This window comes from Oceanobacillus sp. FSL W8-0428, from assembly GCF_038004405.1.
GTDB lineage: Bacteria > Bacillota > Bacilli > Bacillales > Amphibacillaceae > Oceanobacillus > Oceanobacillus sojae.
Genome location: NZ_JBBORB010000001.1, coordinates 584,704 through 599,381, shown reverse-complemented (window position 1 = coordinate 599,381; position 14,678 = coordinate 584,704). Strand labels below are relative to the sequence as shown.

Annotated in this window: 6 protein-coding genes and 2 pseudogenes; 7 read left to right on the top strand and 1 reads right to left on the bottom strand. The window is 30.9% G+C overall.

Going from position 1 to position 14,678, the window contains the following annotated elements:
- The first annotated feature begins 521 nt into the window (after nucleotides 1–521).
- The 4 genes and pseudogenes from MKY30_RS02580 (at nucleotide 522) to MKY30_RS02565 (ending at nucleotide 7,806) form a co-directional block, all read left to right on the top strand.
- On the top strand, nucleotides 522–3,290 hold the full coding sequence (locus MKY30_RS02580) for a CDP-glycerol glycerophosphotransferase family protein (protein WP_341082732.1): 2,769 nt from the start codon (nucleotides 522–524) through the stop codon (nucleotides 3,288–3,290).
- A 9-nt stretch (nucleotides 3,291–3,299) separates the two neighbouring features.
- Complete coding sequence (locus MKY30_RS02575; RefSeq protein ID WP_341082731.1) at nucleotides 3,300–6,416, top strand: CDP-glycerol glycerophosphotransferase family protein; 3,117 nt, start codon at nucleotides 3,300–3,302, stop codon at nucleotides 6,414–6,416.
- 1,031 nt (nucleotides 6,417–7,447) lie between these two features.
- Nucleotides 7,448–7,615 (top strand): annotated as a pseudogene (locus tag MKY30_RS02570) (glycosyltransferase); the annotation flags it as partial.
- Entirely contained in the window at nucleotides 7,612–7,806 is a 195-nt protein-coding gene (locus tag MKY30_RS02565; protein WP_341082729.1) for a hypothetical protein, read from the top strand. The pseudogene MKY30_RS02570 and the gene MKY30_RS02565, both read left to right, overlap by 4 nt.
- Nucleotides 7,807–8,342: 536 nt before the next feature.
- On the opposite strand, the gene galE is transcribed toward MKY30_RS02565, so the two are convergent.
- A complete protein-coding gene (gene galE, locus MKY30_RS02560; protein WP_341082728.1) occupies nucleotides 8,343–9,332 on the bottom strand; it encodes a UDP-glucose 4-epimerase GalE in 990 nt (329 codons plus the stop codon).
- A gap of 361 nt (nucleotides 9,333–9,693) precedes the next feature.
- On the opposite strand from galE, the gene galU reads away from it, so the two are divergent.
- The 3 genes and pseudogenes from galU to MKY30_RS02545 form a co-directional block, all read left to right on the top strand.
- Complete coding sequence (galU, locus tag MKY30_RS02555; RefSeq protein WP_341082727.1) at nucleotides 9,694–10,593, top strand: UTP--glucose-1-phosphate uridylyltransferase GalU; 900 nt, start codon at nucleotides 9,694–9,696, stop codon at nucleotides 10,591–10,593.
- Nucleotides 10,594–10,798: 205 nt separating this feature from the next.
- On the top strand, nucleotides 10,799–13,465 hold the full coding sequence (locus MKY30_RS02550; RefSeq protein ID WP_445667707.1) for a CDP-glycerol glycerophosphotransferase family protein: 2,667 nt from the start codon (nucleotides 10,799–10,801) through the stop codon (nucleotides 13,463–13,465).
- A gap of 2 nt (nucleotides 13,466–13,467) precedes the next feature.
- Nucleotides 13,468–14,670 (top strand): annotated as a pseudogene (locus MKY30_RS02545) (CDP-glycerol glycerophosphotransferase family protein); the annotation flags it as partial.
- Between the last annotated feature and the right edge of the window lie 8 nt (nucleotides 14,671–14,678).

Below are 14,678 nucleotides of genomic sequence, written 5' to 3'. Positions count from 1 at the left end.
ACCTCCAATTTATAGTTTGAAGTCTATTATAACATAATTTTGGTTTATAGATTGTACTTATAGTTAATAAAATGTAAGAGATAATAATATTAAATTGCTCTTTGGAGATCCTTATTACCTATGAATATAGTAACAAAAAAGAGTAGAAAAGGAAAGTGGTATTTATTTCTAATAGTAAGTGCAATAATCAAATCGAGTTATAGGTAGTTGTAGCGTAATAAAGTTAATTTACTGAGATATACTATTAAATTGAACGTAATATGAAAATTAGTCTTTTGTTCCCTAGTAATAACGAACCTTTAGACCTGTTTAATCAAGAAAATTGAATAATCAATAATTGGTTAACGATTATCAAATTACGGCAGTTTTCTGTTACAATTATGTAATATAGAGTGTAAAATAATGCAGTTGACATTTAAATAATAGTAGTGTTTGGATTAAAATGAATTTAATATGCGTAAATGAAGTGCTAATAATAAATTTTTTATAGAAGATGTATAACGATGCTGGGGGTACTTGAAGTGAAAGAACAAATTAAACTAATCTCCATACAAGAAGAGTATATTGTATTTGAGAAATCAAGAGAGTTGACAGTTGAGGATATCTACCTTTTAAATGAAGAACATAATAAAGTGGAAATAGAATTTACAAATGACATAAATGAAATAACATTAAAGAATCCAGGACAAAGATTAGAGGAAGAGGACGTCTATATACTATATATAAATAATGAAAAAGTAGGTAGCTCAGATACTATTTTTGCAGGCTCCAATCATTTAATCATAGATGGCAGTTTGAACTCTGTAACTTTTAGAGGGAAAATAGAAAATATATTTTCATTTGATATTGAACATGTATTAGAAGGCGATATGCCAATACAAAAGGTGACGTTTCAAGAGGGGAATATTCTATTAGATATGCCAGACGAGACGATGTTTAAATCAAATATTCTTGGATTTTTAGCTGTGAATGAAGAAACAGAAGAAATCAAGAGACTTCGGTTTTCATATGTAAATGATACATTCTCGGTTAACTTATCTGAACCCTTTACGCAGGGATTTTGGAGAATAAAGATTATATACAAATACAATCAATTCTATCTAATGGATACAATTGTTCAAGGAAACCCAAACTATCTCAATAAATCATCTTTCATTGGTTATGTCGGAGAGTTAGAGCAACATGTAGGTGCTTATTTCAAAGGAAATGAATTAACGATTTGTTCTCTTCAAATTGAAGATTTCTTTAAAGAAATTCCAATTAAAGAAAGAGAAGATATTTTGATTGATCAAGTTTTAGTAAATGATGCGGCCGAAAAAAGTTTAGAGTTACGTATTGTTGATGAACAACTTGCATTAAGTGGACTGAAAGAAATTATGTTTGTTTCCAGAAAGAATAAAGAACGTATAAGAATTCCTTCTATAAAACATACAAATGATAAAATTATAATACCTTTAACTCCTGAAGTGTTGGAAGAGGTTCGTAATAATCGATGGGATTTGGAAGGTGTCTTCATTAATGAAGAAAATTCCATAGCTGGGAGACTGCAAGTTGTCAGAGAAGAAAACAAAAAATTAATTTATCTGAACTACTCCATTGAAGATTACACGATGATGGTTTATACGACGATGAATAATTATATTGCTATTTTAAAATCTTCTGGATCTGCTGTATTTAAAGAAAAATATAAAATGAAGACAAAAATGAAGGACATTTCTAAAAAAGATAACACTGGCTTTACTATGACTGTTCAAGTAAAGAAAGATGAAAGAGTAGAAATAAAGAATATTCTTTTGAAGCTGCGTTCGCAAGATACAATTAAACTTATTGCAACAGAAGATACGGAAATAGAGTTATTACAAAATCAAAATTATTCCGTTCAAGGATCATTTCAAATGGACTGGGACAAAGACTTTTTCCCATTGTATTGGGACATTTTTATTACAGCGATAGATGAAGAAGGCAATGAAGAACGAATTAAAGTAATTGGTGCAACGAATAAATTGAAGAGACAAATAAATAAAGATTACTTTATAAATGCAATCTATACAGAAAATAAAATTCTTTATCCATATGTAACCCTAAAAAAAGATATAGCATTTATGATGCGTGACAAAGAATATTATGAGAATAAAGGGACGAAAATAAAAGAAAAATTAGCTTATTTTACTTATTTAATTATGAAGCCATTATACTATAGAAATAAAGAAATTTGGATTGGTTTTGAGAAATTCTCATCTACAGCTCAGGATAATGGCTATGCATTTTTTCAATATGTAGATAAGAATAAACTGCATGATAATTTCTATTTTATTTTAGATAAACATTCATCTGACTATGAAGAAGTTCGTAAAGAAAGTAGCAAAGTAGTTCCGTTTATGTCATTTAAATATTTATTACTTTTATATGCATGCGACTTATTAGTGTCTTCAGAGAATAAACGTCATGTATATAATTTACGCGTCCGTTCAGGAATTGTACCCAAAAAAATTAACAGTAAAAAAAGTGTTTTCTTACAGCATGGTGTAACAGCGCTGAAGCAATCAAATGTTTTCAAAAAGGCAAAGGGCAGAGGAAACTTCAGCTTAGTTATTGCAACTTCGGATTTAGAGGAAGAAATAATCCATCAAAATTGGAAATACGAGTTAAATGAAATTGCTGTAACTGGATTCTCCAGGTGGGATAAGTTGTTTGATAAATCACAGAAAACAGAGCGGAAAAAAATCTTTGTTATGCCTACATGGAGAACCTGGATGGAAGATATGCCGAAAGAAGATTTTAAGAGGACAGATTACTATGATAACTACGTTAACTTCCTGAATTCCAAAGAATTAGAAAGGGTTTTAGAGAAATATAATTTAGAATTAGTTTTCTTTTTACATCCTAAATTTAAACAATATATCTCTGAATTTCAATTAGACAGTGACCGTATTTCTTTAAAAGAATTTCAAAACATTAAAGTGAATGAAGAAATTATGGAAGCCTCATTGATGATTAGTGACTATTCCTCCGTTACATGGGACATGTTCTACATGAAGAAACCTGTATTGTTTTATCAGTTTGACTATGAAAAATATGAAGCGTATGAAGGTAGTTATATTGATATGGAAACAGAATTGTTTGGTGAACGTGCGTTAAATAAGGATGAACTTGTTCAATTAGTAAAAGAGTATACAGAAAACGAATTTCAATTAAAGCCACATTATGAAGAATTGCACGGAGAATATTTTAAATATGTGGATCATGATAATTCACAGAGAATATTTGATGTTATTAAAAGCTTAAAGTAGGGTGAAAAAATGAATCATATTGAGATAGATTTTCAAAACGGAAATAATAAATTTGTAATGTCTAGGGATTTGGCTAAACAAATTGAATTTATACAAATTGGAGATAAACATATTCAATTTGTTAAACATGTATTAGATGAAGACACAGCAGAAATTTTGCTTGTTCTCAATGAAGTTTTTCCGACAGATGTCTTCTATGACATGAATTTTAGTGATGAAGAAAATCAAAATATTGATTTACGTTCACAAATGGAAGGAATCATTCCTTTCTTTGGAGAAGTTCAAGGTATTTTAAAGGTTGAAAATAATAAAATACAAATGAAATTCCTGCATTTAAATGCCTTGTATACTCAAGTAAAAGAAGCACCTATTTTACAAATAGAAAATCTATTTATGTCAAATGAAATTAAATTGAACAGAAAATCAGTAAACGATAGCTCTAATTTAGTGGTAATCGCTAAACAAAAGGATACTTCGATTCATCATATTGTTCCTTTATGTTTTGAAAAAGATGAAATTATTCTTTCCAGCGATTATTTTTCAGGATTCTTTGATGTGGACATAGTCATTCTGAAAAATGAGCATGCTTTTCGCGTATCTTCAAATATAACTAATAAAGAAGATTATGTATCTCCAATAAAACAACAAAAGAAGTTTCTAGGTGATGTAGATAATCAAGTGCAATATGAATGTGCCGAACACAACCAACTGGTGTTTAATATTGGCTCTTTACCTGATGTGCAAAGAACATTTTTACTGACAGACAATGTGTTCAAAAAGCTTGAATGGAATGAAAAAGCAGGAAAGATAGCTGTAAGCAACCAAATTTCAGGTAATATTAAATCAGCCTATCTATTATTCCAAACAGACACAGGATTCTATAGTAAAGATTTAAGAAAGGATATTTTGCAGGAACAATCTATTGTGCCAGCTTATGTTGATTTGACAAGATATAATTTTGGGAAAAGACATTTGAAAAATGCCGTTCCTTTAACTGTTAAAAATATACAGGTTTCAGGTACAGCATTACAATTTTCCCTAAATGACAACTGTGGCAGTGATATTACTAGTGAAGCACCATTTTTACTAGTGAAACAAAGGAATAATGGAAAGATACACTATATTCACGGGGAAAGGGAATCAGACCGTTTTTATTTTAACTTTTATTATTTGTTAGATGTTTTAGGAACTAAAAATGGGACGAGATGGGATTTTTATTTAATAGATAGCCCTAAAAGTACAGTCAGTTACCGACTGGGAATGTTTGAAGGATCTATTTTAGAAAAACCTGAGAGATTTTTTCCACCCTTCAAACAATATTTTGAAAACAATTCAACTTATAAGCAAAGAACCAGAATTTACATTACAGTGAATAGTGAATTGGCTATGGTAAGGAATAATCTTTCCAATTTAATAAAAGAAGAATTTAAGTTGAAAGCGCAAGTTGTTGGATTTAAAATGAAGAAAAATAATGTGGATTTAGAGATAAGTGTAGTTTCTCCTTTTATTAAAGATATACAATTAGATTCTCTATGTTTAATTCACAGGAATAAAGATACGTTAGATCAAAGAAGTTATTCAATTAAAGAAGTTGATATTTTTAACGGGAAAACAGTCATAAATAGTACAATTAATCTGAAAGAATCCGAATTATATCCTCTTTATTGGGATTTATATATTGCTATCGTTAATAACGAAAAAAAATATTATGTGAAAATAACTTCCGTAGCTAAAAAAATCGCCTGGGATATTAATCAAACAATTTCTAAATATCAATATCATATCAATGATAAAGATATTATATACCCATATATGACACTATCTAACGACCTTTCATTTACTTACCGTGAAAAAGAATTTTATGAGGATAGATATTATTTGTTGAAAGAAAACTTAGCATATTTATACGTCCAGCTTTTTTATAAACATTATGCAAAGAGAAATATCTGGTTAGCTTTTGAGAAGCTTGCTATTTCCGCACACGATAGTGGATATTATTTCTTTGATTATGTGTATAAAAATCAAAAACACGATGAATTTTATTATATTATCCAAAAAAAATCTCCAGAAATAAAGAATCTTTCGGATAAAAAAGATAAACTCATTTACTTTATGTCATTTAAATATTTTGTTTATATGTTTGCATCTAAATTATTAATTTCATCAGACACAAAGCGAAATAGCTATAACCTAAAACTGAAGAAGAGTAAGCTTGCTAAAACATTAACAAACAAAAAACTTGTCTATCTTCAGCATGGAGTGAACGGTTTAAAAAGGGTTCCAGACTTTCATAAGAATAGAGATGTTTTTGATTTAGTTATCGCACCGTCAGAATTTGAAAAGCAAATGATAGTCAATGATTGGGGTTACGACGAATCGGAAGTCGCTGCTACAGGTTTGGCGCGATGGGATGGTTTAGTTGATAGAACAGAAGAAATCCCATATAAGCAAATTTTCTTAATGCCGACATGGAGAACTTGGATGGATGGAATGGAAAAAGATAAGTTTAAGGAAAGTGAATACTTTAAAAAATATAATGAATTTCTTTCTTCAGAGAAGCTTCATGCATTACTGGAAAAACATGATGTGAAAATTAAATTCTTTTTACATCCTAAGTTCCGGGATTATATTGATCTTTTTGACAGCAAATCATCAAATATAGAAAAATTCGGTTTTCTGGAAGTTCCAATGGATGAGATGATTATGAAAAGTTCTCTAATGATTTCAGATTATTCCAGTGTTATTTGGGAAATGTTCTATTTGAAAAAGCCATGTGTATTCTTCCACTTTGATAAAGATAAATATTTAGAATATGAAGGAGCCTATATGGATTTTGATACAGATTTATTTGGAGATGTTGCATACGAGACTTCAGATTTAATCAGTATAGTTGAAAATTATATTCAAAATGGATTTGAAGAAAAGAATGAATATGCAGAAATGAGAAATGAATATTTTACTTTTATGGATAACCATAATTCTGAACGAATTTATGAAGTTATTGAAGAAAATAAAGATTGGTTAATTAGTGATTCGCTAAAAATACCAAAATTTAAATTAAGCCACCTTATACCTTTTAGAGTAAGACGGAGGTTACTTGATTGGAAAAATAAGATTTTGAAGTGAAAAATTAGTCTTATAACATTTAAGGAGGTTACGAAAATGGATAGTAATAGAAACTGGTTTTATTTAGCGAAAATTCGGGTGGCTGGACACTAGCCACCTTTACAAGAGCAAAAATGTTGTCAGATGTAGCAGATAACTCTTTTATCTTAACTTTTAATTATAAAAGAGCTATGAGAAAATTTATCGTGCAGTTAGAGAGAAAAGGGATATTCCATCATCAATCAAATTTTTAAACATGTATGAATTTTTTGCGGGAGAGGTAATCTTTAATAATAACGAAGAGCAAAAAATTAAATTCAATAAAGATTCTAGATATAATTATGAATACGTTACAAAAAAGAACGCATATAAGGTTTATAGTAATAATACTCAGTTCTGTTATGTAAAGTTGGACTGAGAAGGCGCTTGTATGTATAAAGACTTCTTTGATAAGAAGGTGAGAAAAGTGAGAAGAGAAGCTTATGATTATTATGGCAATGTGAGAGTAATTGATTATTTTGATATGTTATGTTAAGAAACTTATCAGAAAAGCTTATTATACAGAGGATTAAAGAATATATCTTTGTAGAGGTACATCAACCGTAAAACAATGTACGACATTTGATAACAATGGAAACGTTAATAAACTTAATGGCTCATTGTTAAAGGATCCTGTGTTATTGACTAAGCAGCAACTCAAACATGTAAATAACCAATTTGGTTTAAATAAAAATTTATATCATATTCCTCATGTTAAATTAGAAAATAACGGTAGTTTACTGCAAAAAAAGATTTTCACAAAATTTTGTAGTATCTAGATTTGTTGAAATTAAAAGGATTAAGAATATATCGCATGCATTTAAAATAGCGCTTAAAAAAATAAATTAGAATTGGAGCTTTGGGGTACTGGAGAAGAAAAACTATAAAGAATTTATAGAATCACAAGGTTTACAAAATAATGTATTAATTAAAGGGTATACAAATGCCCCGCATAGATTGTTCCAATTTGCAGGATTATCCATTATAACCTCTAAGTATGAGGGGTTAGAAATACAACTCTAGAAAGTATGACTAATAAGACGCCAGTTAATGCTTATGATTTCAATTATGGACCACGAGAAATGATAGATAATGGTCTAAATGGTTATATTGTTGAAAACGGGAATATTAATGAGTTAGCCAATCAGATTATTCTTGTATGTGAGGATGAAAAAGTTTGAAGAAAGTGGATGTGGAAGTAGCAAAGAAAGCATCTACTTTTGATGTTAACAAAATAAAAGAAAAATGGATGAAACTGATACAAAATATAGAACATAATTACCAGAAAAGAATTATAAAGAAGCCAAGGAAAATGGCTTTGCTATCAGAAATTGAGAAAATTACAAAAGTAGAATTAGAAGATAAGGTGTAATTAAATTTCAATCTGAAAAATATACTTTCTGAAGGTCTGTCTAATGAAAAGTATTATCTCTATATCACTAACTATTATGATATAGACAAGGTTAGGGATAGTTATATTGAACTGGAGGTGGAACTTCCCGAAGACAATACTGAGTGCTTGACAGGATCGATGATTATAAGTAGACCAGTTTATGATGAGTTAAAAGAAATTAAACTGTAGTTTTCGTTAGGTATAAGTAATAGCGTACAATTCAATTTTGTAGAGGTTATTTGTGAACAGTCGTTTTAAGTCGCGTATATACCCCTTCATAAAAAAATCCATTAAAAAGAAATGGAATCTTTATAAATTTAGGGTATATAAAGGAGGTAACGCCTGTGAAAGTTAGATTTTATACTTTCACAGGCGTTACAAATCAGATTTATAAAATTCATAGCTTATGAAAGCAAGTAACTTTACCTTTAGATTTTGAAATGAAATTACAAGTAAGTACACTATCTAATCAATCCATTGAATGATTTTGTAAAGCTTAATTATCTAATATTTATTCACTTACTTTCAAAGCCATTTGCATGAGTAGAGTGCCAGTTCCAAGCATGCTGAACCATAGTCTCCAGTTGATCGTATTGTGGCTTCCAGCCTAAATTGTTTTTTGCTCTTTCCGATGATGCAATTAATTGTGCTGGGTCTCCTTCTCTTCTTGGAGCAACGTCAGCTTTAATTTCTTTTTGAGTCACTTTTCGACAAGTCTCAATGACTTCTTTAACCGAGAAACCTTGACCGTTTCCTAAGTTAAATATATCGCAACCACCATCATTGATTAATTTTTGAACTGCAAGATAATGGGCCTGAGCTAAGTCTAGAACGTGAATATAGTCTCGTATACACGTACCATCAGCAGTTGGATAATCATCTCCGAAAATTTTCACGTCACTCCTTTGACCAAGTGCAGCTTCTAGTACAATTGGGATAAGGTGAGATTCTGGTGTATGGTCTTCACCAATATACCCCTCTGGGTCAGCGCCAGCAGCATTGAAATAGCGTAAACAAATGGAGTTTAACTCATATGCTTCGTGGGCCCATTTTAACATCTTTTCAATTGCTAACTTTGTTTCACCATAAGGGTTTGTTGGTATGGTGGGATCCGTTTCAAGAATAGGAATGTTTTTTGGCTCTCCGTATGTTGCTGCTGTTGATGAAAATACAATATTGTTTACTTTATATTCTACTGCTTTTTTTATAAGCTGGAAGGTACTTAAAACATTATTCTCATAATAATCCAATGGTTTTTCCATACTTTCTCCTACTAGTGAGCTTGCTGCAAAGTGGATAATCGCATCAATTTTATTTTCTTGAAATACTTTATCTAAAAGTACTGTATCTGCTAAATCTCCTTCATAAAGTTTCACGTCATGAAGTGCCCTGCGGTGTCCTTTAGAAAAGTTGTCTAATACAATCACTTCTTCATTTTGCTGTTGGAGATATAATACGGTATGACTCCCGATATATCCTGCTCCACCTGATACTAGTATAGTCATGAATTCCGCTCCTTTCAAAAGTAAATTTCCTTTAGTTATAAATGATAATTTATTAAAGATATAGTAGGTTAAATTATTAGTGCAAATTTCTTTATTAAGTTTCCATAAGTTTGGTTATTGCAACAACCTATATTATAATCTATATTATAGGTTGTGAAAAGCTATAGACATAACGATAAAGTTATGCGTTCAAGTCAAAAAATCATTTACTTCATTCAAATATTTAAACAGACTGAGTGTCGTAATGAATTATGTGTTACTATAATGAAGTACTTAAATTTATGTTTGAAAGAAAAGCCCAATAATAAAAAAACTTATATATAATAAGGAAAATTTGTTTTTCATACAAGGAGGAAGACTAATGAAAAAAGTAAGAAAAGCTATTATTCCGGCAGCAGGGCTTGGAACAAGATTCTTACCTGCAACAAAAGCAATGCCTAAGGAAATGCTACCAATAGTAGATCGCCCAACTATTGAATATATTGTTGAAGAAGCAGTGCGTTCAGGGATTGAAGACATTATTATCGTAACAGGAAAAGGAAAAAGAGCAATTGAAGATCATTTTGATTATTCCTTAGAGCTCGAAGAAAACCTCCTACAAAAAGAAAAATATGACTTATTAGAAAAAATTAAAGAATCGGCTAAGGTAGATATACATTATATTCGACAAAAAGAGCCAAGAGGTTTAGGGCATGCTGTATGGTGTGCACGGAAATTCATTGGTGATGAACCATTTGCGGTACTGCTTGGAGATGACATTATTTGTTCTGATGAAGCGCCAGGATTGCAACAATTAATTAATGAATATAATGAAGTGCAATCATCTGTTATTGCAGTGAAAAAAGTTCCTTCCAGTGAGACGCATCGTTACGGTGTAATTGATTATACAAAAAAAGAAGGAAAAAGATATCTTGTAAAAGATTTTGTAGAAAAGCCAGCACAAGGTACAGCTCCTTCAGATATGGCTATTATTGGACGTTATATCCTTACACCACAGATTTTTAAATTCTTAGACGAACAAAAAGTTGGAGCTGGCGGTGAAATACAACTAACTGATGCTATCCAAGCATTAAATAAAAAGCAAAGTGTTTATTCCTATGAGGTTGATGGAGACCGTTACGATGTTGGAGAGAAACTAGGTTTTATTGAAACGACATTGGAAATGGCACTTGATCGTAAGGATTTACAAGAGCCGCTTACAAAGTATTTAATTCAATTAGCAGATAAATTAAAAGAACAGAATCAAAATTTAAATATTTAATGTAGTTCACAGTTCGTTATCAGCTTGTTAAAATAACAAAAAAGTCACATGAATTGTTCATGTGACTTTTTTAGGTACTATATAACGATTTAAAATTATGAATATTACACAAAAAATAAATACCGTCATAAATAATGAAAGTTTGCCCAATGCTATATATTATTGAAGTATGTCTAAATAAGTTTTATTAGGAGTGCTGTTAGAAGTGTCGAATATCAAAAAGCTAATAAAAAAATGTAAAAGTTATTTAGTAAAAAAAACAGTTGTGGTTCAATCGAGAGCAATAGCTGAAACAAATATAGAAATAGACGTAAGTTTAAAAAATTTCATGTCTTATGCTGGAATTAATGCTGTGCTAACTAACGGAATGGAAACGATTGATCTTCCATGTCGACGTGTGAAAAAGAATTTGACGATTTCAATTCCAATCAGTCATTTATCAGATGACGTTAATAACTATGTAGTGCTATCAAATACTAAACAAAAATTCTGGTTAAAATTAGATGAACATATAAAAGAAAAAGTATTCTACCATGTAGTGGGAAATAAGTTATTTAGGTTATCTATTAATAAAAGGATAATGGTTAAAAATTTATTACCAGATTTCAGCTTCTCTAATGAATTGAAAATAATTAAAAAGCTCCATACCTCCTATAATGACTTAACTGTTGTACTGGAAAATGCAGATTTGAATGTAGGCAGTAATGTGAAAATGTTTGCGTTAAAACATGGAGAAATGAAGCCGTTAGAGATAGCAGTGAACAAAGAAATTTCCACCATCGAGGTTTTAGATTTTAATCACCTGTCTCAAGGCGATTGGCGCTTGATTATTACAATTGACAATATAGCTTATTTTTTAAAAACAGAAACGCAGGAAGAAATTTCTCTGCTAACAGCCAATCATCAAGGAATTTTGAAATATATTAATAAAAACTTCTACTTATCCTTGGATAATTATTATTTAGGGACAGAGGCAGTGGAGCTGAAGGTAAATGAGGATGTTATTCAATTAGAAGTTGCTACGGATATGCAATCAGATAAATTTCAATATACATTTCTGATACAAGATACAAAATTTAACAAAGAATTTGTGTGTCCGGTTGAACTTACGAATAATGGATTTAAAACCGAGATATTATTAGAAAATATGCTGGAAGGGTCTACAATTAAACGCTTTTTCCTCTTGAAGGAGGATAATAAAGGGAAACACTTTAAATATCAATTCTTTATTGAAACAGCAAAAATCTTCAAAAGAAAGAGCTTTAAGGTTATTTATAATTCGCAGGAATATGTATTACGAATTTATCGCAGAAAAGATAAATCAATGGGAAGTATCATTGTTCGTAAACCTAAATTGAGACGGTTGATTAAATCTGCAGATAACTTTCATTTTTCAGGTTTTATAGGTAATTTACAGGTTTTCAAAGATTGTACCTTTTATTTAGCAGTGGAAGACCGCAATACACTTGATATAGTGGAGTATCCATTGACAGAAGAACACTTTGAGGTTCCAATTACAGCAGTAGATTTAATTAAGGTTAAAGGAAAAAAGAAAAGTATTCTAGATTTTTTTATTACCGTTAAAGACGCGGAAGGGAACACGATTCGAAAAGATAAAATAAAATATGAGCGGGCTGATTATCGAAAAGACAATTACTATGAATCAATAAAAGAAAACGATGAGTATGGAAACACGCATTATTTTCTGATTACAACAACTCCTTTTGCCAATATGAAAATAGAAACTTTCACTATTCCAAAAGATGTTAATATGCTGAGTAATACTGCTGGAAAAGACCCTAATGTTTGGCTCATTGGAGAACGCTATAATACTGCTCAAGATAATGGAATTGCTTTATTCCGCTGGTTAAGAAAGAATACAAATATCGCTGCTTATTATGTCATTGAGGAGGATGCGGAAGATTATCGGATGCTGGAAGATAAGGAGCATATTCTTCGTTTTGGCAGCAAAGAACATTTTGAAATAGCCAGCCGGGCAAAAATTTTGATAGGGACGCACGATCTGGAAAATCTATTGCCATATAAACCAGCTCAAGGCTTCTTTAATTATGAAGATACGATTAAAGTATTTTTACAGCATGGTGTTTTAGGACGTAAGCCAGTAGAATATGACAAGAAGAATTATGAGCTTCCTTTTGATTTATTTATTGTCAGCAGTGATCCAGAGAAGTATGATGTCGTCATGAATAAAATGGGTTATAATGAAGAGGAAGTGGCAGTTACAGGCCTGGCCCGGTTTGATAATTTACCGAAAGAAAATAATTCTAAGGATATTCTGTTAATGCCGACGTGGAGAGATTGGATTCATACAGATGAACAATTTCTTAAAAGTCAATACTATGATTACTACAATAATTTAATTAATAACGAACGTTTGCAGGAAATTTTAGAAGAATATAATGTTAATTTAAACTTCTATCCACATTATAGAGCACAGGATTTCTTTGCACAGGATATTAATGAAGAGAACAGTCGAATCCATTTTATCCGCTTAGGTTCAAAAACAGTGCAACAATTATTAATTGACCATGCTTTACTTATTACGGATTTCAGCAGTGTTAGTTTTGATTTTACATTAATGAATAAGCCTGTTATTTATTATCACTTTGATGTAAATCGATTTTTTAAAAGAGGAATTCTCAGGCCGGTCGAAGAAACCTTCTTAGGAAAGATAGCTCAAAATGAAGCAGATCTTGTTGATATGATTGAGGAAAGTATAGAAAATAATTTTAAGAATTTTGATATTGAGCTTGATAACATTATTAAATATCAAGATCGGCACAATTGCCGGCGAATTTATCAAGCGGTATTATCTAAGTTGGAGAAGGAAAATGAAAAGAATGAAGGATGAATAAATTGAAACAATTAATTGTTAACTTAAGAAGAAGCAAGCTTGTGCAAAAAATATATCGAGCTGCTTTTTCTGTTACTTCCAAACTACCTAAAAACAATAAACTTATTATTTTCGAAAGTTTTCATGGCAAGCAGTATAGCGACAGCCCTCGAGCGATTTTTGAATATATCAAAGAAAATCATTCAGAATATCAGCTCTATTGGGCAGCAGATCGTCGCCACCTTTCTATTTTTGAAGAGAAGGGTCTTCCACATGTAAAACGGCTGTCTTTAAAATGGATATTCCTGATGGCACGTGCAAAATATTGGGTAATCAATGCCAGATTACCACTATGGATTAAAAAGCCTAAAGGAACAGTCTATTTACAAACATGGCATGGCACGCCATTAAAAAAGCTGGGTGTAGATATTGAAGATGTCCAAATGCCAGGAACAGATACAGAAAAGTATAAGCAAAATTTCGTTTCTGAAGCGGAAAAATGGGATTTTCTCGTTTCGCCGAATAGATATTCCACAGATATATTTAAACGGGCTTTTCAATTTAAAAAGAATGTACTGGAAACAGGCTACCCTCGAAATGATTATTTGATAAATAATAATAATCCAGAAGAAATTCAACGTTTGAAACAGCACCTTGGAATCCCAGTGGACAAAAAAGTGATTTTATACGCACCAACATGGCGGGATAACCAATTTTATGAGAAGGGAAAGTACAAATTCAACCTGGAATTAGATCTTCAGCGCCTTAAGAATGAGTTTGGGAATACGCACACAATTCTTTTACGTATGCACTACTTGGTCGCAGAGAATCTTGATCTTAATGGCTATGAAGATTTTGTTATTGATTTCTCAAAGCACGAGGATATTCGTGAGCTTTATCTTATTTCCGATATACTTATAACTGATTATTCTTCTGTGTTCTTTGACTATGCAAACTTGAAGCGCCCTATTTTATTTTTTGTATATGATTTAGAAGATTATCGGGATAACTTGAGAGGCTTTTATTTAGATTTTGAAAAAGAAGCCCCGGGTCCATTAGTTAGGACTACAGAAGAAATTGTAAAGGAAATTAAAATTGTTGAAGAAAACGGATTTCAACCGAATCAGTCGTTTAATAAATTTTATGAGGAATTTTGTTATCTTGAAGATGGTAATGCTGCCAAGCGTGTAGTTGAACCAGTTTTTAATAAATTAACTAAATAGGAGAATCT

Bases quoted from the DNA above. Each gene is read 5' to 3' on its own strand.
- galE (WP_341082728.1), bottom strand. From the start codon at position 9,332: ATGACTATACTAGTATCAGGTGGAGCAGGATATATCGGGAGTCATACC.
- MKY30_RS02575 (WP_341082731.1), top strand. From the start codon at position 3,300: ATGAATCATATTGAGATAGATTTTCAAAACGGAAATAATAAATTTGTA.
- galU (WP_341082727.1), top strand. From the start codon at position 9,694: ATGAAAAAAGTAAGAAAAGCTATTATTCCGGCAGCAGGGCTTGGAACA.